The organism is Colwellia psychrerythraea (genome assembly GCF_000764185.1).
Taxonomy (GTDB): domain Bacteria; phylum Pseudomonadota; class Gammaproteobacteria; order Enterobacterales; family Alteromonadaceae; genus Colwellia; species Colwellia psychrerythraea_B.
The window spans coordinates 18,809-39,410 of sequence record NZ_JQEC01000068.1; the positions used below are offsets into that span (position 1 = coordinate 18,809).

General features: G+C 38.1%; 15 protein-coding genes. 4 read left to right on the top strand and 11 right to left on the bottom strand.

Annotation, left to right across the window (positions count from 1 at the left end; translation table 11 throughout):
* Positions 1-52: 52 nt before the first annotated feature.
* Positions 53-1,507 carry a sigma-54-dependent transcriptional regulator gene (locus tag GAB14E_RS02780; protein WP_033084148.1) on the bottom strand — a complete coding sequence of 485 codons (1,455 nt, stop codon included), beginning with the start codon at positions 1,505-1,507 and terminating at the stop codon, positions 53-55.
* A 301-nt stretch (positions 1,508-1,808) separates the two neighbouring features.
* Between GAB14E_RS02780 and GAB14E_RS02775 the strand changes: the two genes are divergently transcribed.
* The 3 genes from GAB14E_RS02775 (at position 1,809) to GAB14E_RS02765 (ending at position 6,265) form a co-directional block, all read left to right on the top strand.
* Positions 1,809-3,065, top strand: coding sequence for an efflux RND transporter periplasmic adaptor subunit (locus tag GAB14E_RS02775; RefSeq protein WP_033084149.1), 1,257 nt, complete (start codon positions 1,809-1,811; stop codon positions 3,063-3,065).
* A 67-nt stretch (positions 3,066-3,132) separates the two neighbouring features.
* The gene (locus GAB14E_RS02770; RefSeq protein WP_033084150.1) at positions 3,133-3,858 is read left to right on the top strand and encodes an ABC transporter ATP-binding protein; all 726 of its coding nucleotides are present in this window, start codon (positions 3,133-3,135) and stop codon (positions 3,856-3,858) included.
* Between the two features lies 1 nt (position 3,859).
* Positions 3,860-6,265: an ABC transporter permease gene (locus tag GAB14E_RS02765; protein ID WP_033084151.1), complete on the top strand. Its 2,406-nt coding sequence runs from the start codon at positions 3,860-3,862 to the stop codon at positions 6,263-6,265.
* A 425-nt stretch (positions 6,266-6,690) separates the two neighbouring features.
* On the opposite strand, the gene GAB14E_RS02760 is transcribed toward GAB14E_RS02765, so the two are convergent.
* The 9 genes from GAB14E_RS02760 to GAB14E_RS02720 all read right to left on the bottom strand — a co-directional run bounded on the left by GAB14E_RS02760 (position 6,691) and on the right by GAB14E_RS02720 (position 18,271).
* Positions 6,691-7,971: a sensor histidine kinase gene (locus tag GAB14E_RS02760; RefSeq protein ID WP_033084152.1), complete on the bottom strand. Its 1,281-nt coding sequence runs from the start codon at positions 7,969-7,971 to the stop codon at positions 6,691-6,693.
* 3 nt (positions 7,972-7,974) lie between these two features.
* Positions 7,975-8,733 carry a response regulator gene (locus GAB14E_RS02755; RefSeq protein ID WP_033084169.1) on the bottom strand — a complete coding sequence of 253 codons (759 nt, stop codon included), beginning with the start codon at positions 8,731-8,733 and terminating at the stop codon, positions 7,975-7,977.
* A 96-nt stretch (positions 8,734-8,829) separates the two neighbouring features.
* On the bottom strand, positions 8,830-10,023 hold the full coding sequence (locus GAB14E_RS02750) for a serine hydrolase domain-containing protein (RefSeq protein ID WP_033084153.1): 1,194 nt from the start codon (positions 10,021-10,023) through the stop codon (positions 8,830-8,832).
* Between the two features lie 411 nt (positions 10,024-10,434).
* Positions 10,435-11,625, bottom strand: coding sequence for a serine hydrolase domain-containing protein (locus tag GAB14E_RS02745; protein ID WP_033084154.1), 1,191 nt, complete (start codon positions 11,623-11,625; stop codon positions 10,435-10,437).
* A gap of 214 nt (positions 11,626-11,839) precedes the next feature.
* Positions 11,840-12,208, bottom strand: coding sequence for a DUF3019 domain-containing protein (locus GAB14E_RS02740; protein ID WP_197061244.1), 369 nt, complete (start codon positions 12,206-12,208; stop codon positions 11,840-11,842).
* A 55-nt stretch (positions 12,209-12,263) separates the two neighbouring features.
* The gene (locus GAB14E_RS02735; protein ID WP_033084156.1) at positions 12,264-13,115 is read right to left on the bottom strand and encodes a MipA/OmpV family protein; all 852 of its coding nucleotides are present in this window, start codon (positions 13,113-13,115) and stop codon (positions 12,264-12,266) included.
* A gap of 544 nt (positions 13,116-13,659) precedes the next feature.
* Positions 13,660-14,718, bottom strand: coding sequence for an alkaline phosphatase D family protein (locus GAB14E_RS02730; RefSeq protein WP_033084157.1), 1,059 nt, complete (start codon positions 14,716-14,718; stop codon positions 13,660-13,662).
* Positions 14,718-15,863 carry a sulfatase-like hydrolase/transferase gene (locus tag GAB14E_RS02725; RefSeq protein ID WP_033084170.1) on the bottom strand — a complete coding sequence of 382 codons (1,146 nt, stop codon included), beginning with the start codon at positions 15,861-15,863 and terminating at the stop codon, positions 14,718-14,720. Before GAB14E_RS02725 ends, GAB14E_RS02730 begins: the two co-directional genes overlap by 1 nt.
* Positions 15,864-15,982: 119 nt before the next feature.
* Positions 15,983-18,271, bottom strand: a complete 2,289-nt coding sequence (locus GAB14E_RS02720) for a TonB-dependent receptor domain-containing protein (RefSeq protein WP_033084158.1) — start codon at positions 18,269-18,271, stop codon at positions 15,983-15,985.
* A 585-nt stretch (positions 18,272-18,856) separates the two neighbouring features.
* Here GAB14E_RS02720 and GAB14E_RS02715 point away from each other — a divergent pair.
* Positions 18,857-19,447 (top strand): hypothetical protein, encoded by a 591-nt coding sequence (locus GAB14E_RS02715; protein ID WP_052094048.1) that lies wholly within the window; start codon positions 18,857-18,859, stop codon positions 19,445-19,447.
* A gap of 221 nt (positions 19,448-19,668) precedes the next feature.
* Here the strand turns inward: GAB14E_RS02715 and GAB14E_RS02710 are convergent, their stop codons facing one another.
* The gene (locus tag GAB14E_RS02710; protein ID WP_033084159.1) at positions 19,669-20,556 is read right to left on the bottom strand and encodes a LysR substrate-binding domain-containing protein; all 888 of its coding nucleotides are present in this window, start codon (positions 20,554-20,556) and stop codon (positions 19,669-19,671) included.
* Positions 20,557-20,602 lie beyond the last annotated feature (46 nt).

A 20,602-nucleotide genomic window follows, 5' to 3' on the forward strand; every position in this document is an offset into this window, starting at 1 on the left:
TGAGTGATAACATTCAGTGCTATTAAAAATTATATGTTGCTGGTTTACGTAATTAAAGGTCATATTTTTCTAATCGACGATACATAGCGCCCCGTGTTAAACCAAGCGCTTTTGCGGTTTGACTGACATTACCTTGATGATATTTAAGCGCTGCACGTACAGTTCGTTGCTCTAACATTTCTAAATTGAAGCATTCATTATCAGTATTATCGTCATAGTTACCGACAGCGTTATCTGCTTTACTAATTACATTAGTCCGCTGCAATGTATTTTGTTCCAAGCCATTAACACCATCAGTTTTTTTGGATGATGTTGCACCAAGCACTGACCTAATATCTAAGTTGCCACAAACACTTAAAATAACGGCTCGCTCAATAACGTGAGCCAATTCACGGACATTACCGGGCCAAGTGTAATGGCAAAGCACCAGGATATCATCGGCTTCAATAGATAAGTTTCTTTTATATTTATGACTAAAATGATCGAGATAGTATTCGGCAAGTAAGGGGATATCGTCTACTCGTTCGCGTAAAGGTGGTAGGCGTATCTCCACGGTATTAATGCGGTAAAGTAAATCTTGTCTAAAACGACTCTCATGTACAGCCTGAGGTAGGTTTTCATTGGTCGCGCAAATTAGACGAATATTAACATCTATTGCTTTAGAGCCACCGACAGGGGTGATCTGACGATTTTGCAACGCTGCTAATAACGTCGCTTGTTGGCTCAACGCTAGGTTTCCCAGCTCATCTAAGAATAAGCTGCCCTTATGGGCGAGTTCAAATCGACCGGTTCTATCGGCTTTAGCATCGGTAAAAGCGCCTTTTTTATGACCAAAAAGTTCACTTTCAAATAAGCTTATCGCTATCGACCCCATGTCCAGACTAATAAAGGCCTGATCACTTCTATTACTTGCTAAGTGTATTGCATGTGCTGCCAGCTCTTTACCGGTACCACTTTCACCAGTAATTAAAATATTCGCGTCTGTTTTCGCTACTTTTTCAATGGTATCAAAAACCTGTTTCATCGCCAGACTTTGGCCTAAAAACTCAAATTTTTGATCACAAAGCGCATGATTTAACCCTTGGGTTTGCCGGGTAAGTTCGCCTACTTTTTGTTTGTCTTTAGCATGAGAAAAGGCGGCAGCAATTACGCCCAATAATTGTTCGTTTCTCCAAGGTTTAGCGATAAAATCTGAAGCACCTGCTTTTATCGCGTCAACGGCTAATTGAATATCTCCGTAAGCCGTCATCAGCACCACAACCACTGATGAGTTTTGTGCTAGAATTTTCTTGAGCCAATAAAACCCTTCTTGACCACTTATTGCATCATGGTTAAAGTTCATATCGAGTAAGATCACTTCTATTTCCTGCTCGTTCACTACCTTTTCGATGTCGAATGGGTTATCTGTTGTAACCACGGTTTGATAATGTTGCTTAAGCAGTAACTGTATTGCAATCAAAATATCAGGGTTATCATCAACAATTAAAATTGAACCCGCTTGCTTCATTATCATGACCCATTTTCTAGAATTCTTTTCAGTCTATCTTACTTATCATTAAGCCGTCTAGTCATAAACCGTCCATAATTGGACAGTTTATTTTATCAAAAGTGTTCTATAACCGGACACTTTTTTTATACCATAAAAAACAAAACAAGGTAAGCACATGTTTTATATATGGTTCTAGTTGTGGCACAAGTCTTGTACTTACTTCAGATAATTAATACAAATAAGTACGATCAAGCTAATCGTCAATTAGTAGAAAAACTCAACAGATAACGTAAATGGATAACTTAAATGGATAATTTAGATGGATAAGAAAATAAGCCGAACTTGGCGACAAAAGGCTTTAAGACCTAGTTTGTTCGGTCTGATTATTTTTTTCGTAGTTGCCGCGGCTTATAATTTTAGTCAGGCAAATACCGGCGGACGTAGTCATAACGTAGCAATTAATAACATAACCATCAGTTCAGTGACACAAGGTGAATTTGTCGATGCCTTAAGTCTACGAGGTCAAGTTGTGCCAAAAACCACTATTTACCTCGATACCACCACAGGTGGTCAAGTAGAGCAACGTTTAGTAGAGCAAGGCGAATTTGTCGAAAAAGGACAACCCTTGATACGCTTGAGCAATACCAACTTACAACTCGATGTTATGGGCCGTGAAGCACAAGTGACTGAACAGCTCAATTTTCTCCGTAATACCCAAATGAACATGGCAACAAGTCGATTAAATTTACGCCGTGATTTGTTAGAGATTGAATTACAAATTAGTCACTTACAGCGCCGTTCAAAACAATCATCTATGTTAGTCGATAAGGGGCTGTTGGCGAAGGACAGGCTCGCAGAAATAAAAGATAACCTAAGCTACTACCAAGCTAGAAAAGCGCTGACCATAGAACGTCAAGAACAAGAAAATAGCATACGTAAAGTACAGGTTAAACAGCTGGAGGAAAGCGCAGTAATGTTAGAAAAAAATCTCCTTTTTGCGCGTGAAAATTTAGACAACTTGTTATTTAAAGCACCTGTTTCTGGTTATTTAAGTGAGCTAAATGTTGAAATTGGTGAATCAAAAGAACGTGGTGCTCGCCTCGGACAAATAGATATTCCCAATGAATATAAATTAGTCATCTTGCTTGATGAATTTTATTTAAATCAAGTACACCGTGACTTAGCGGTAATGGTGGCACTAGAGTCTGGCAATATCATGGCCAAAGTCAGCAAAATTGATAGCCGAGTTAAACAATCGCAATTTCAAATTGAAGTTGATTTACCAACAAGTGCCAGCAATATAAAACGTGGCCAAAACATTGATATTAAATTGATGTTAGGGGGTAACAAAGAGCAAGCTTTACTGCTTAAGCGAGGCGCATTTTTTTCTAATAGTGGCGGTAATTGGGCTTATGTACTAACAGCAGAGGGTAATAAAGCCATTCGACGCAACATTAGCTTAGGTAAAAAAAATCAAGACTATTTTGAAATATTGTCAGGATTGTCACTGGGTGAAAAAGTGATCACCTCAAGCTATGGCAACTTTGATAAAGCGCAACAACTGCAATTAAACTAGTTCTTAAAATAAAAATATAAATAATTTGGCTTAACTTGAATTACACGACATTAAAGGAATAACAATAATGATTAAGATAACTAACTTGAACCGTATTTTTCGTACCTTAGATTTAGAAACAGCCGCACTGAGCAATATTAACTTAACCGTAAACGAAGGTGAATTTGTGGCTATTATGGGCCCGTCTGGTTGTGGAAAATCAACCTTATTATCTATATTGGGTATGCTCGACTCTCCTACTGGCGGAGACTTTGAGTTTAGTGGTACTAATATAGCGAGTTACAGTGAAAAACAATTAGCACAGTTACGTAAAACATCCATTGGTTTTGTCTTTCAAAGTTTTAATTTAATTGATGAATTGACCGTTTATGAAAATGTAGAACTGCCACTGCAATATCAAAAAATTAGTAAGAGCGAGCGTAAAAAACGTGTTGAAGCCATTTTACATCGCGTTGGCATTGACCATAGAGCTGATCATTTACCGCAACAGCTTTCAGGTGGACAACAACAACGTGTTGCCGTTGCTCGTGCTTTAGTCAGTAAGCCAAAACTTATTTTAGCCGATGAGCCGACTGGTAATTTAGACTCGAAAAATGGTGATGAAATTATGGCGATGTTGCGCGAGCTAAATAAAGCAGGCACCACGGTAATAATGGTTACTCACTCAGAAAAAGAAGGTAATTACGCTGACCGCATCGTGCGATTATTAGATGGTCAAATTATGTTAGATAAAGCCAATCAAGCATTTATACCCGCAAGTACATCAACCGATATGCCCGCAGAGGTTGCTTAAGATGATTGTTAATTATTTGGTCACCGCACACCGTGCGATAAAAAAAGACAAGCAACACTTTTTTCTTAATGTTATCGGCTTTAGTATCGGGTTAGCCGCGGCTATTTTAATGGCGTTATTTGCCCAGCATGAATTGTCCTATGACAAACACCAGCCCGATAGTGAGCGGGTATACCTTGCGCATACTGATTGGACCTCGATAGGATTACAGGAAATTTCACCGAGTAGTTTTAGTAATGCCGAAACATTTAAAAACCATAGTCAGGTAGAAGATATATTTAGATTAGTAAAGTCGGCAGATCTCAGCCATCTTAATCTAGCGGTGAGTAAACTTGTACAAGTGAATGGCAATGATTATCGGCTGAACAACTTTTATAGCGCAAGCACTAATATACTCGACTTCATTGCTTTGGATATTATCGGCGGTGATATCACTCAGGCCTTAACACAACCGAATCAATTGGTATTAAGTGAATCGGAGGCATTGCGCTTGTTTGGCGAGTCTCAAGTGGTTGGTCGCACCTTAAAACATCAGCAAGGCCAATACACAATCGGAGCTATTTTTAAGGATTTAGCACAGAATAGCCATGTTCAGTTTGATAGTTTGATTCACATGCCAGCTAAGTTTATTCAAGAGGGACAAGGTTATGTTTATTATAAACTTTTAGCCAATACCGACATAGCAAATTTTGAGCAACAATTGACCGCTGAGTTCAATCTAGGACAGCCCGATAGCACGATTACCATGACCTTAATAAACATGGAAGATTTGCACTTAAAAAGCAATGGGCCGTTTATGATGAAAGAAGGTGGCTCATCGACAGTATTGCAAATTTGCATTGCTTTGAGTGTTATGTTGATCGTGATTGCTAGTATCAATTTTATCAACCTCAATATTGCCCAATCGGCTAAACGTGCTAAAGAAGTGGGTATTCGTAAGGCCTTGGGAGCAAGCAAATGGCAATTAGTGGGCCAGTTTCTAACCGAATCTTTTTTGGTAGTGGCACTCGCAGCATTAATGGCCTTTGCCATGGTGGAAATAAGTTTACCTACGTTTAATCAAATAATGGATAGGGAACTTAGTTTGGTTTATGGCTCTGAGTTTATGTTAATAACCAGTATTGTGATTTTAGCCGTGGGTTTGTTGTCAGGTTTATATCCAGCGCTATTTATTGCTTCTTTTAGTGCCAAACGAGTGCTTAGTGGTGATTTAGTGCGCGGTGCTACGGCTGTTTTTGTTAGAAAGCTAACCTTGTGTCTACAGGCAGCTCTATCTGTTGGTTTAATTATTGCCGTGATTTCTTTATCTCAGCAGCTGAGCCTGATAGATAGCATAGCGGTTGGTTATGATAAATCATCACGCTTGGTGATAAAAGAGCTACCGCCTGAGGCCTTGTATATAAAAGAAAACAACAGTTTATTGACGGCGATTAGACATTTACCAGGGGTTGAACAGGTGACACTTTCTAGTCTCGACTTAACCAATGACATTAATGGGGGCTTATTTTTTACTTGGCCAAATGGGGAAACATTAACTGGCCCTCAACCTACGGTAGCCACTGGTTATTATGCAGTTGAAACCTTAGGACTGACATTGTTGGCCGGTCGTGATTTTTCGCCTAAGTTCAGTAGTGACTGGTACCAGGTTGATGATAATAATAGCACGGTAGGAGTATTAGTCAGTCGTCGCATGGTCGAATTGGCCGGTTATCCATCGCCAGAGTCAGTTCTTGGCCTGACATTGACGGACACAAATTTTAAACTGAGAGCTAAAGTGGTTGGCGTCATTGAGAATGTTAAGATTGGCTCGGCTCGGCAACAGGCATTGCCAATATCCTTTAACTTGGGGTTTGACGCCCCATTTAGCACAGGCCATATCATCATTAAGGCAAGTAATAATACCAACATGCCTAAGCTAAATAGCCAAGTTCATCAGCTAATACAACAAGAATTACATTTAAGTGACGTGAAAATAACCATGCTTGCTGATGATTATGATAATGCACATAAAAGTGAAAACAGAGCATTAGAAATGGTCACTATATTTAGCTTGCTTGCTATCTTCTTAACTTGCCTTGGTACCTTTGGTTTAGCATCATTTTCAACTTTACGCCGCCAAAAAGAAGTGGCCATGCGTAAGGTATTAGGTGCGTCTCGCTTGAGCATAGTTAACCTGCTCGCCAAAGAGTTTTTATTATTAGTCGCTATAAGTATTGTTATCGCTTATCCGCTTAGTTATTGGCTGGTAGGTGATTGGCTAGCTAATTTCAATGAACGTATCGAGCAAACACTTTGGGTTTACTTAGTTGCCGCCGCTTTTATCACTGTGATCACTTGGCTTACCGTGGCAAGTATTGCTTTTAAAACAGCCAGTGGCAGACCGTCACTTATCTTACGTGATGAATAAAATATTTAGTTATAACGCTTTAGCTTAAATTGAATGACATTACATCAAAGGAAACTAGGTGACGAGGTTGTTTTTACGATTGTAAATAGAGTTTAAAACTCATTTCATGAACATCCTCTAAGTCGAAGAGGCTAACATTAGAATTCCTCCCCAATGTCAGCTTTTAGCGAACAGTTGGCCTTAAAAGTAAGCCGTAGCTAACGTCAGCAATGCGCACCAAGAATCCCTTAGCAAAATAGCTAATTCATTTGAAGTTCACTCATTTTTTAAAATGAGATGCTAAGGGCGGAAAGTACCACAGTTGACGTTATCTTTTGAGTTTACAACGTCAACTGTCGAGCCTAAAGCGGTCATGACAAGCAGGAGCAACATAGCTAACGTTGCCACAAAGTAATCATTAATTTTGTGTCTTTTGATAGCATAACTTAATGCTGAGAAGGTAACTTTATGGTGAATTTACTGCCGGACAACTCTGTTGCGTTGGAAATGCTTAACGTCCCATTATGCCAATCCAATATTCGCTTTACGATCGCTAAACCAATACCATGCCCTTTAACTTGATTTAAACTGTTTTTTGCTCTAAAAAACGGTTTAATAATATTTTCTCGTTGCTCTATGGGAACACCATCACCATCATCTGAAATACTAATTATTGTGTTATGGCTATTATGAAAAAGTTCAACCAGAACGTGACCCCGTCCGTAGTTAATTGCATTTTGTAAAAGGTTGTTCAATACCATAGTGATATATTTATTGTCTACTAATACAAGTTTATTACTAGACTTATTTATAAACGATAACTTAAAATTATTAGATTTCTTTCTTTTAATACAAGTTTGAATAAGTTCCGATAAGTTCACCGGTTCTTTTTGAATTTCCACCCTATTTTGCTCAAGACGAGCGTAATTGAGCAGTGTTTCAACCAGAGAGGTCATTTCATCCACATCATCACCAAGTTGCAGTTCTAACTCTTGTCTTAATGTTAGGTCTTCAACTTCTTGCAAAGTGTCAATACCAAACCTGATTCTAGCCAATGGTGTGCGTAAATCATGTGAAACAGCAGTACTGAGCAATTTCACATCAGCAATGAGGTTTTCAATCCGTTGTGCCATATTGTTAAATTCAACTTCAATATCATGAATATAAGAAATAGAGCTTAGACTTATGCGGTTATCCAATTTTCCTTCACCAAATGCTCTTGCTGCGGCTCTTAAAGCTAACAGCTGTTTGACTAAGGGATATGCCCATAACAGAAGTATTGATATAAGCACCAGATAGAAAGCTGCTGACCAAAGGTAGTGAGTTGCAGCGTTAGCACCTTTGTTAAGCAAGGGTGAGCGCAAGATGAGAATTTCATCTTTAATTGGTAAAAAATAGTGATACGACAGGTTTTTACTGGTTTCTAAAAGTACGGCTTCGCCTCGTTTCATCTGCTCAAGCAGCGATTGAGGTAATGGCGACTCGTTTGCTGGTTGCAACTTTAATGAATATTGCTTTATGTTTGGCCAATTAGATAATAATGCTTTGCTACTCGGCGATTTATCTGCCATTTTTGCTAAATTTTCACCCAGTTGCCTTAGCACATCGAGGGCATCCGGCGAGGAATTTTCGGGAGAGTATTGTGCATAGACTTGATCGAATAACCAACCTAGTCCTAGTGTTGCGACAACGGCAACCACTATCAGTGAAGACTTTAAAGTACGCATATTTTACCAAGCATCCTTTACCAATAAATAACCTTTTCCCCAAATCGTCTTAATGCGATAGGGCTGGCTGGTATTATCTTGCAACTTTTTACGTAATTTTGAAATTCGTAAGTCAACCGTGCGATCAAAGCCATCATATTCATAACCTTTTAACAGCATCATTAATTCCGATCGTGCCACTACTTGTCCGGCGCGCTCAGCTAATATCCAGAGTAAATCAAATTCATTGGTCGATATATTAATGATTTCTCCGTCAAGAGATACAGAGCGTGCTTGAGCATCAATGATAAATTTTCCTAGGGTGAGTTTAACGCTATCATCATGATGCATGTTATTTTCTAACATCGGTTCTTGCAGCGTCGTTGCTGATTGACGCTTTAACCATTTATCTATTCTTGCTAATAAAGCTCTTGCCCGCAAAGGTTTGGTTAAATAATCATCGGCACCTGCATCTAGACCTAATACTTCATCTATTTCTTCATCTCTTGCTGTTACCATGATGATGGCGTTGGTAAAAGCAGGCCTTACCGCTTTACAGACATCGAAACCATCTAAGCCTGGCAACATACCATCTAAAACAACAATATCAGGGTTGTGCTTTTTAATATAATCAACCGCTAGATCACCACGGGAAATCACATTAACAGTGAAATTTTTTAACACCAGATATTTCTTCATCCACTGAGCTAAGCTTTCATCATCTTCAACAATGAGGATATCTGCGATGCAATCACTTACATCTTGTTGTTTAATTACCGTCATGGTTAATTCGAATGCCTTAGCTTGGTATGTCAGGAAAAGTGGCATGTATATTCCACTTTTCCTGTTATAAAGTAAATAGTTACGCTATAAACTATTTCACAACTCGTTCAGTAGAATAGCTTGGGTAAATAACTTTGTTTCTAATCTACATTGCTCTGACTCGCCGCAATTAAAGAAGGCAGTTATACTAGTTTGGCTATCATTAATATAGATATTCGTAGTTGAATAACCAAGCTCAATGCCATTGTGATGATAAACCACTTTATTATTAATGACTTCTTTAAATAACCCTAGGCCATAGCTGGCGTTTTGGTCTATTGCCCCTAAAATACTTTCGCCAGTGTCGACTAAATGACTTTCACCAAAGAGTTGCTCTTGTACATATTCACTAACATGCCCATCTTGATCTACAATAAATTTTAATAACAAAGCTAAATCTTCGACATTAGAACTGAGAGGCGCATCGGCAAGGCCAATATTTTCATAATAAGGTTTGGTATTAATCACGCCATATTCATTGGTAATAGCGTAACCTGAGATAATTTCGCCTAATGACTTTTCAACACCGTTATAAAAACTTGAATTCATACCAAAGGGGTTCAAAATTCGATTTCGCATAGCTGAAGAATGGTGTTCACCTAATACCTCATCTAATATAAGGCCGACTAACAAGTAAGCGGTATTAGAGTAATGATATTCTTCACCAGGAAGGGAGTATGCAGCTCGGTTTAAGCCAAAATCTAGCGCATAACTATCTGTTTTTAACTGTTCTTTATTTGAGACAAATACTGCTTCATAAAAATTGTCATGATTAGTTCCATCAGTGTAGTTATAAATACCGGAGGTATGATTTAATAGCTGCCTAATAGTCATTTGTTCACTGTTATCAATTTGAGCTAATATTTCCTCTGAGAGCCAGTTATCAAGGGGGTCATCTAAGCTTAGCAAGCCTTCTTCAGCTAACATAACCGTTAACAGTGCGGTGAGTTTTTTGCCAGCACTGCCATTGAGCATAACATGATAGGTTTGCATGGGCGTTTGTGTTTCAATATCAGCTAGTCCGGCACTACCTAAAAACTTAAAGCCTGGTTTTTCCACTAATAATATAACACCAGGAATAGTATCCGAAAGGGCGCCATCTATAGCTGCTTGATAATTAAAGGCTGGTGGCTCCACAGTTATTATCGGGTCAGGTACTTTGGTTTCATTTTTGTCTCCACCGCCGCAGGCAGCTAGCGATAAAATAATGCTAGAGAATAGTAATGATTTCAGTTTTTTTGGTATAGCCATTGGTTAATTCCTTTTTTATAAATTTAGTTTTTGTCTAACAAGAGCTAAAGAGATAATAAAGAACAACATTAAGAATTGACGTACAAAATAATGTAAAAGTGTAGCGTTTTGTAGCGTATTTATTTCTAAGGCGGTAGTCGTTTACAGTTACCAATAAGACTATACCCACTCATCAAAAATTTATGCCTATTCATAAACAAGAGGGGAATTAGTGGATATATATGAAATAAATAGCAGTAGAAGTACCCTGGTAGTGTATTAAAAGTGAATAGAAATTTTTTTATTATAACCACACCTAAGTCATTGTTATTACCAAGCTTATTAATGATTAACTTTTAATTCTTTGTCTATTATATTTCAGGAAAGTGGCATGCATGTTCCACTTTTCCTGTTATAAACTAAATATTTGTCTTATAAAGCTTTTTGTAATTCGTTTAACAAAATAGTTTCGGTAAGTGCATTTGCTGCTGGATCACATCGAACGTCATTGCCGCAATTAAAGAAGGCGGTTATGCTGGTTTGACTATCAGAAATATAGATATTTACGGTTCTATAGCCTGGTTCGTGACCATCGTGATGGTAAACAACTTGATTATTAATGGTCTCTTTAAATAGCCCTAGGCCATAACTGGCGCTTTCGTCAGTGATACCGTAATAAGGTTCGCCCCATGACATTAATGCACTTTCGCCAAAGAGCTGCTCTTTAACATATTCACTAACATAGCCATAGTGACCAGCAATGTATTTTAATAACAAGGTCATATCTTCAACACTGGATCTAAGAGGCCCGTCGGAAAGACCGACATTTTCAAGATAAGGTTTGATATTAACCATGCCATCTTCATCGTCGTTCAAGTAACCTGAGATCATTTCGTGCTGTGACTTTTCATTTTCAACACCGTTATAAATGGTCACGTTCATGCCAAAGGGATTCAAAATTCTGTTTCTTATCGCTGAAGAATGATGTTCACCTAATACCTCATCTAATATAAGGCCCACTAATAAATAACCGGTATTAGAATAGTAAAACCCTTCACCGGGTAGGAAATATGCGGGCTGATTCAAACCAAAAGGCAAAATATCACTATCTGTTTTTAACGTCTCTGGTTCAGCTAACAGTGCTTGTTTATAATCCTCCTGAGTAGGATCAGATAAGTAATTATGAATACCCGCAGTGTGATTTAATAGCTGCCTAAGGGTTATTTTTTCACTGTGTTCAATTTGAGCTAATAATTCATCAGACAGCCAGGTATCAAGGGTATCGTCTAAGTTTAGCAAGCCTTCTTCATCTAGCATAACCGTTAACAGTGCGGTGATCTTTTTGCCAGCGCTGCCAGTAGGCATAACATGATAAGTTTGCATTGGCGTTTGTGTTTCAATATCAGCTAGCCCGGCACAGCCTAAAAACTTAAAACCTGGTTTTTCCACTTGTAATATAATACCGGGGACAAACTCTGTAATGGCATTATCTATGGCCGCTTGATAGTTAAAGGCTACCGGATCAGGTACTGGTTTTTTTTTGTTGTCTCCACCGCTACAGGCAGCTAGCGATAAAATAATGCTAGAGAATAATAATGATTTCAGGTTTTTTGGCATAGGCATTGGTTAATTCCTTTTTTATAAATTTAGTCTTTGTCTAAAAAGCTAAAGAGATAATAAAGAACAGCCTTAAGAATTGACGTACAAAATAATGTAAAAGCGTAGTGTTTTGTAGCGTCTGAAAAGTAAAAGCAGTAAGAGCAGTAATTTTCACAGCGAACAATTAAAAGTGAATATTGTTTGCTGTACCAACTAAACGTTGTTGAAGGGAGTTTATTTAAAAAACTCGCCAAGCTGAGTGTGAGCGACGGCTTTTTTTATGTACCCAAGCCAATTCTAACACGGCATTGGCAATCACCTCGCCATTTTCTATGGCATCGTCCATTGATTTTAATGTGAAAGTAACATCTTTATCTATCACTAGCTCTTGTTTAAATTGGGCACTTTTTGTCATTAACCAACAGGTTATTTTTTTATTTTGTAGTGATGAATAAAGGCAATATTTCCCAGCATGACTCATCTGCCAACTAATGTTTACTGTGACAAAGCACTGTTGACCTTGATGTAATGAAATACACTGATTGGGTGTTAATGTTAACTTAGGTAAGCTTGATATATCATTTGAATAGACCTTCATGCTCAACATAAACAGTGTAACTATTACAAAAATACGTTTAATTGAATTTAGTATTAAGACTTGTTTAGAATACATATTTTACCAATATCGCGGCTTCAATAACGGCATTGCCATCGACTAGTGGGCTATCAGTAATACCACTTGGCAAGAATGTGCCTCTGGCAAAGCCCTCAAAAACCCAATCAGTCGTGATTGGGTAATCGAAACCAACTTGGCCAGTATATTCAAGTCCTGACTCTCCTTGGTAACTTGGCAAGCCATCAATTTCATTGCTCCCAGGAAATTCACCTTCACCTTCACCGACCCCATAAAAATAATTAACCACATCTTCATTACGATATTCAATACCTACAGTGCTGTAGAAATTCCAATTATTGTATTGATAATTTTGGCTTAACCAACCCCCAGCATAAAGTCCTTTAGCTCCGCTAGATCCGGCAACAATAAGTTTTACATGAGTACTCTCATAATCACCCAAAATACGTAAACCAAGTTTAGAGTGACTAACCCTGGTGGAGACAATGTTCAATTTAGGCATTTTATACTCTACATCCCTATGATTCATTGCCCCTCGCAAATCATATGACCAATGCTCAGTATTAAGGAAATTATAACCAATAGATAATACGGTATTTTGCTGTTCAGATGTCCCATGGGGGAATTCAACAAAAAAACCGTATTTTTGGTAACGAGCATTGATGAAAATATCCAAGCCTGAATCACCTTCGTTATCAAATATAAAGGGATCAGATTGATATGTTAGGCCAATGCCTACATCAAGGTATGCACCGTCTCTTATATTTTCAGTTTTATCTGTTTTTTCTTTTTCTTTTTCTTCTGCAGCCATTATAAATGAAGAGTTTAATATGCCAACGATGAAGGTTAATATTGATAGTAACTTAGTAAAGGTTGTCACATGGTTTTCCAATAAATGATTTCTAGATAAGAGAAAGAATATAGATGTCATGTTAAAATGACGTACATCATTGTACAAAAATGTAGTTAAATGTACTCCTTTTCATCGACTTATTCAAAATAAATCAGATATATGTCAGAAGTAATATATACGAAAGTGAAATAAAAGATATCACGTCAAGATAAAATATTGATGAAGTAAATCAGTAAAAAAGTTAGCTTGTCACGTAAAATAATTATGACAGCTTTGTCGGAATTGCTGCCGCTATTAACTCAAACGCTAACGTCAATAATGCCCTATCGGCACATTGTCATTCTGTGACCTCAGTGCCTTTGTTTGGATAATCCTAGACCTCTTAATGGGTTGAGGAAACATTTGTTAGTAGCTAAGATGGGCTTCTAAGGGTTCACTTAGCAACTGCACAGTTAACCCTATTTCTTTTGTCTATCATCGCCACAACAAAAATCATTACCAATGCCTCAGACATTTACGCCAACTTTTTTTTATTTAAATAACTTACTTTCTTACGCAGAACATAAAATTTTCAAATGCTGTGATAAGGGCTAATGCTAGATAAGCGTATTTTTTGCTGGCTAAATATTTCGCCAGCAATATCTTTTAAATTCAAGGTTATTTGTGGATCGGCTTGCAGCCAATCAATGGATAATTCACCGTAATTAACCTTGTTAATAAAGCCTCCTACACGGTGTTTATTAGGACTTACTTCTTTCCATTCCTCGGTTAAACCTGAACTTGTTATTTCCCATAGTGGGTAATCTAGATTTTTAGTTAGTTTAGACATTTCGCCCCAATGGGTATCACCACTTAGAATAATAACGCCATTAACTTGATGTTTTTTAATTAACGCAAACAGGCGTTCTCTGTCATGAGGAAAGTTTGCCCATGACTCCCAACCAGTAAATTCAGGTAGCAGTTGCAAACTTGAGCCGATAATTTTAATTTTTGCAGGCTTTTGTAATTCATTTTCTAGCCACTGCCACTGCGTTTCACCTAACATGGAAGCATTTTTTGCTACGTTTGGACTATACGGCCCCATATTTTTTGGCTGACGTTTCTTTTGATAATCAAGCATGCCAACGTTGGCTAGTGTATCTCTATTCCAACGTAAATCCGGTAAAATCACATGCACTTGGTTATGCCCTTCACCATACATATAGGCGGTATAAATACCATTTTTTTGCGTATATCGAGCAGAGTTTTTCGGCTCTTGCCAAAAGTCTAACATCAACTTTCGTGATTGCTCTTTTTGTGGATATAGCGCGCCGGCATCATTTTCACCATAATCATGATCATCCCAAATGGCGATAATTGGCGTAGCTAAACGTAACGCTTTTATTTCTGGGTTGTTGCCTAGTCGCTGATATTTGTCGGCCATGTCTTGCATGTTTTTGGTATCACCATAAATATTATCACCCAAAAAAATAAACAAATCTGCGTTTTCGTTATTAATCGCTTTTAAAATGGGCATGGCTTTATCTTGATGTGAACATGAGCCAAAAAGAATCTTTTGTGCAGCAGTTTTTGTAGGAATAAATACGCTTAAATAGCTCAGTACAAGTATTGTATATATGAACATTTTCATTAAAAAACCTCCTTAATGAATGTGCCTGCTTCTGGGTTAAATGCTTTAGGGTCTTCATCCAATAACGTTAACGCGGTGGCAGCAATTTGATTTTGTTTTACTTCTTGGTTGGTTTTTATTTCACCGCGCGCATTCACTCCAGGCCCCATAGCGGCAAACCAAATATTTTCTGAGCCAGCAATACCGTCAGGGAATTTACTGAGATTTTTCATAGTGTTTTGTACCGCTTGTTTTGAAGCATGATGCTGCCAATCATCACTATTACTACCACGGCCATGATCTGTGGTGATCATTAACACTGTATTATCTTTATAACCTGGAGTTGTTTGCAGGGTTTGCCATAAATCAGCAATAAACTTATCTGTTTGGTGGGCAGAATTAAGGTAACTGTCGTAATGGCCATCATGGGCAAAGTCATCAGTCTCACCCAAAGATATAATCATCACTTTAGGTTTCACCGTTAATAAGTAATCTTTCGCGTAACGGTAAGTAAAACTATCTAAGCGAACATTGTGCCAAGGGCTAGGGATTTCTTTTTGTAAGTGATTTAATAACTTTACTTGCTCAGATAGTTCATAACCTTTAGCTGCATCAAATCCGGCATTAATATGCAGCTTGCTGCGTTTTTTGCTTAAAATATAGGGAAAAACATCCCAGCTACCAAAAGCTGCCAATTTATGTTCATAGCCCGCTTTATTATTCAACCACTCTAAAAATGAGATTTGTGGGTTGGGCTTTTTGGTATTGCTATCAAGTGATTCATCAACAACGCCGGTAAAAATTTCACTATAACCGGGGTAAGAAAAATGCCACGGGTTAGCAATAGACATATTCGAACCTATATTGCGGTTACCAATTACCATGCCTTCTTGAACCACTGTCTGCCAAAAAAAAGGCATTAATAATTGCCTACGTTGTTCTTCATTTTCGTGCCAAAATTTTTCTTTAACGTCATGCCCTGCTCTAACAAACTTTTTATTATTGAGTAAAGCGGCATCCGCACCAGAAAATAGCTCTTGCCAACGTAGTCCGTCAATGGTGACTAATACTAAATTTTTATCGGTTACGGCATTTGCTTGGAAACTAAAACATGCCAGTAATAGTATTATTAGTGAGCATGAATTTAATATGGCTGGTTTTAACATTCTTAGCTTTAACATGAGTGGCTTAAACATAGGTAGCTCCGTGATTGGATGAAGACAGTAAATGAGTGATGGAATAAGCCAAGTAAGTAATTACCTACTTGGCTTGGAATTTTTAGTGCTTAGAAGTTTGCAGTAAAAGTCATTGATGCCGTGCGCGGTGCGCCAATAAAGAAGGTATTACCATTGCCTGTTCCTGTTGAAAGGTAATTTTCATCGGTGATATTAGTCACCACAAAAGCGATATCAATTGATCGAATGCTGCTACCGCTAAAAGCGACAAAGTATCCGGCGTTAACATCAAAAATGGTATAAGAGGGAGCTTCACCACGTTCACCGGTATATTTACCCGACGCACCAAGGCGAAAGTCACCCTTGGTGTAATCGCTTGATAAAACAAACATGTCATCAACAGAGTCAACAACCTTATCTCCAGCAGTAAAACCTGGGGCATCACCAACATAACGTGAATCGTTATTGGTATAAGACGAGTAAAAGTTCCATTGCTCATTTAATCGATAACTTAAACTTAACTCAAAACCATCAGATTCAATGCCGCCAACATTAAGGTAAGTGCCATTGGTACCAATGCTGTAATCTATACCGCTGGTATCGCTGCCAGGAGCAATGAAGGTAATTCTATTGTTAAAATCTATAGTGTAATAAGTGGCAGAGAAGCTAATGTCGTCATCGTTATAACGTAAACCTACATCCATGTTTTCGGCTGTTTCAGGCTCAATATCTTCAAGGGTTGAAGAGTCACGTTCTAGAACACCGTCTTTAATAGCAGAGAAATTTTCGCTATAACCAGCAAATAACTCGATATTGTTATTTAATTGATAAATAGCGCCAGTGCTAAACAAGGCATCAGAATCGCTATTAACTGTTCCGGTTTGCTGACCTGAAAACACATCCGTTTTTTCAATATCGACTAAGTATTTTTGTACACCAACATTAAGGGAAAGATTGCCCAAATCTAAGGTATCTTGTAGGTAAAACTTTATAGTATCGGTCTGAAATGTATTGCTGTACTGAGTCCAATAAGGATTTTCATCAAAATGATGATAAACACGCGCATCAATCACTTTATGCCAATCTCGAGACTCTTGTCGTTCGTTTGACTCAGCCCATAAACCAAATTTAAAATCGTTCATGGCAATAGACCATTGTCCATTTGCCGTTAACCCTAGACGATCTTTTTCATAGTGTGTGTGACGGTACGACATTACCGGCACGGCATTGTCGCTGTAACAGGCAGGGTGTAAAGCCGGGCCAGAATCCCATGGCCAAGAAAAACTTTGTGTACAAGCCGTATTGGGGGCTAGTGGCGTGCCATTTTGATCGGTAAAGCCATAAGTGCTGTCGATGCTGCCACCTTCGTTAACAGGATTACCATCAGCATCTACGGCTGATACTAAATAAGGCGGTATCCAATCTCCTCTTCCGCTATTTTTATGAAAATAGGGGGTGATTTCAAATGAGGCGTTGTCAGATAGTTGATAATCAAATTTTAGATAACCTAACGTATTTTCACGCAAGGTTGACCAACCCTCAGCAAACATTTGATCAAAATGAGGAATGCCTGTCCAGTTCCACGTTAGCTGATCCCAGTCAGACGTTTGATTAAACTGCTCGATACTAACAGAGTTATAGTTATCTTCATCGGCGTCATCATAAGATAGACGGCCGGTAATACTTAGCCTGCCGAGCTCAGTAATAAATTTAACTTCAGCATGCTCTCTTTGCATACCACCGTTTGAGCCTTCGCCAACCCAACGACTGGTCGAGGTTGATGAGTAACTCATATAAGCATAGGTATTATCGAAAATTCGACCGGTATCATGGCGAATGAAATAACGAGAGGCATTATGATCGCCATCGGTATAGGCAATTTTTGTGCTTGCTTCAAAAGCAGGATCAGCACTGACAAAGTTAAAGGTACCACCAAGGGCTTCTAATGATGCCGATGATATATCTGAAGTACCTTGTGATACTTCGATAGTATCCATGTTTTCACTATCTAAATAACGGTTTGCTTTAGCACCACCACCATAGTTCGAGCCGCCATTTGGGATGCCGTCAATTGTCATCCCTAGCTGTTGCTGATTACCGTCAATGGTAAAACCGCGCATAGTGATTGAAGTAGACCAATCATCACCACCAAAAGCATCACCTTCATTAATGCTAATACCTGGCAAGTTATCCATAATGCCAAGGATACTGCTAACAGGTGATTGCTGTTTTATCATTGCTGACTCAATCACATGGTTGGCATGGGATAACTTTTTAGCCACCACCATAACTTCTTCCATGGTGGATTCATTTTCTTGCGAGTCTACCGCTGCAACAGGTAATGAAAAAGCAGTAGTTATAGCTAACGCTATAAGGCTTTTTGAACATTGGATAGTCATGTTTTTCCCTAAGTAAAAGTTTTATTGTTTTAATTACGGGAAAGTATGATTTACATATATGACGAATTATCGACCTAAAAATGACAGTTAAGTGATGGAAATATTTCAGAAGTTTTACGAGATTGGTTGACCAGATGAATTAACTGTGTTCCACATTGCAAAGATTGGCCTACATTAGCTACATTATTTAAGAGTCTGGTTGGTCTTGGATTAGACTTAGGATTAGACTGTGTATTGATAATTAGTTCTAGTCACTTGTGATGTGAATTAATACAGCTTACTGATCATGCCACTGCAAAATCATATACATCACCAACAACATAAAGCTCTTGGTTAAAGTGATTAAACAACGCAGTACTATGTTGCGCTAATTCAACTAATTGCCTCTACTTTTAGTATCAAATTGATTAAAGCGGTTACGAAATAATGAAGAAAGTAATGCTCATTATTGACACTATTTTCTATGCACCAACAAGGCTTAAAAAACTATTGAAATAAATTTAAAAGCAGATATTATGTTTCGGCAAATAGGGAAATATAAATTTGAAAACAAATTGAAAACAAATTGAAAACAAAGGACGTTCAATGAATAATTATATTAAAACATTTGGTTTGCTCGCTTTCTTGTCATCTACATCAGTACTTGCCGATGTCCAATCTTTTTCTGGCGCAGTACACTGCTCTGAAGATGCAGTACTGAAAACGACTGCAGTTACTAAATTAATACAACAACAAGGTGCTTTAACAGCACTCACAACAGTTGAAACCGAAAATGTAGGAACCACAAAAGATGGTTACTTTACCTATGATCCCAAGTTTGACCGCTCATCTCGTTATTTTAACTGTAGCATCCCATTAACAAACAACATTGGTAGTGTCGATGTTGCTATTTATGGTCAGGTTAAAGGTCTAAATTCAGGTAGACCTGGTGGCTGTACTATTTCTCGTACTCGTAGAGTAAGCGATGGGGGGCAATACAAGTGGTTCAAATATGGAACAGGAAAAGGCTTTGATTGGACTGATATAGCTCAGACCAGTGATACAAATACTCAATTTGTAAGTTATAGCGCTACTATCAATAATAATTATGACGATAATACTATCTTAGAATTAAGATGTCGTACTACATGGGATCAAGGAAGTGTTGCTTTAGGGCAAATTACTTTAACTTACTAATCACTCCAATTAATTAACTTCCCTATTTGTGCAAACCATTGAAGCTTAAAATGTAAGTTTCAATGGTACTAGTATTTTTGAAAACCTCGAACTCCCCCCCTTAACTGACCTTAATTTTCTACTCATTAACCAATAATATAAGAAAATAGCCCGAATAGAGGAAACTATTACCACTGTTATGACGTTAGCTTTCGGTGAGGAAAAACCTACGAATCCTCTAATCAGGTGGCACTATCGCTACTGATTTTTAACTGCAACCATTCCACAAAACATTGAACGGCATTAGAATAATGACTGCCTTGACGATAGTGCACATGATACTGCCCCCAGGGTAGTTGATATCGCCATTGAGGAAATGAGACTAGCTTTCCTTGTTTAATTAGATCTTCAGCCAAAAATCGGTTACTTAATGCAACACCTTGCCCACTCAATGCTGCTTTAGTGGCTAGTAAGGCTAACCCAAAATGCTCCACTTTAGTGATTGCAGGACGTCTCAGTTGCTGTCTTTGCATCCATAGTTGCCAATCCTCCCCATTTTCAGATGAGTATAAAGGTAACGTTAAAAGAGAAGCACTCTGATTGGCGTTAATTTTAGCACTAAGCGATGGCGCACATACTGGGAACCAATATTCATCTCTTAATTTTGTAGATACAAAGTTATCGGGCGTAGGCCATGTACCTATGACAATATCAAACTCTTGTGCGTCAAAACTTGCTGCCATAGATTCCATGGTTAGATAACATGATATATCAGGAAATGACTGCTTAAACGATGCTATTCTTGGGGCAAGCCATTCGGTGGCTATTGAGGTCTGGGCTATTATTTTTAAATGCGTTTCAGGCTCTTTAAGAATGTGATTACTCACTGTTTCTATACGCTGTAAACTGTCCCTGACGACAGAATTTAAATCATCACCTTCTTGAGTCAGGGATATTCGTTTGCCTTGGCGTATTAAAAGTTTCTTATTAAAAAACTCTTCTAATAACTTCACTTGGTGACTAACGGCACTTTGTGTGACACACAGCTCTTGTGCAGCTTTACTAAAGCTCAAATGACGAGCTGTGGTTGAAAAATATTGAATAGCCTTTAGTGGTGGGGATTTATTGATAGTTTGACTACCTTATTATTAGTTTATCTAATGGCTATGTTAGTTT

Coding starts and splice junctions, on each gene's coding strand:
- GAB14E_RS02780 (WP_033084148.1), bottom strand. CDS start 1,507: ATGAAGCAAGCGGGTTCAATTTTAATTGTTGATGATAACCCTGATATT.
- GAB14E_RS02775 (WP_033084149.1), top strand. CDS start 1,809: ATGGATAAGAAAATAAGCCGAACTTGGCGACAAAAGGCTTTAAGACCT.
- GAB14E_RS02770 (WP_033084150.1), top strand. CDS start 3,133: ATGATTAAGATAACTAACTTGAACCGTATTTTTCGTACCTTAGATTTA.
- GAB14E_RS02765 (WP_033084151.1), top strand. CDS start 3,860: ATGATTGTTAATTATTTGGTCACCGCACACCGTGCGATAAAAAAAGAC.
- GAB14E_RS02760 (WP_033084152.1), bottom strand. CDS start 7,971: ATGCGTACTTTAAAGTCTTCACTGATAGTGGTTGCCGTTGTCGCAACA.
- GAB14E_RS02755 (WP_033084169.1), bottom strand. CDS start 8,733: ATGACGGTAATTAAACAACAAGATGTAAGTGATTGCATCGCAGATATC.
- GAB14E_RS02750 (WP_033084153.1), bottom strand. CDS start 10,023: ATGGCTATACCAAAAAAACTGAAATCATTACTATTCTCTAGCATTATT.
- GAB14E_RS02745 (WP_033084154.1), bottom strand. CDS start 11,625: ATGCCTATGCCAAAAAACCTGAAATCATTATTATTCTCTAGCATTATT.
- GAB14E_RS02740 (WP_197061244.1), bottom strand. CDS start 12,208: ATGTTGAGCATGAAGGTCTATTCAAATGATATATCAAGCTTACCTAAG.
- GAB14E_RS02730 (WP_033084157.1), bottom strand. CDS start 14,718: ATGAAAATGTTCATATATACAATACTTGTACTGAGCTATTTAAGCGTA.
- GAB14E_RS02725 (WP_033084170.1), bottom strand. CDS start 15,863: ATGTTAAAACCAGCCATATTAAATTCATGCTCACTAATAATACTATTA.
- GAB14E_RS02720 (WP_033084158.1), bottom strand. CDS start 18,271: ATGACTATCCAATGTTCAAAAAGCCTTATAGCGTTAGCTATAACTACT.
- GAB14E_RS02715 (WP_052094048.1), top strand. CDS start 18,857: ATGAATAATTATATTAAAACATTTGGTTTGCTCGCTTTCTTGTCATCT.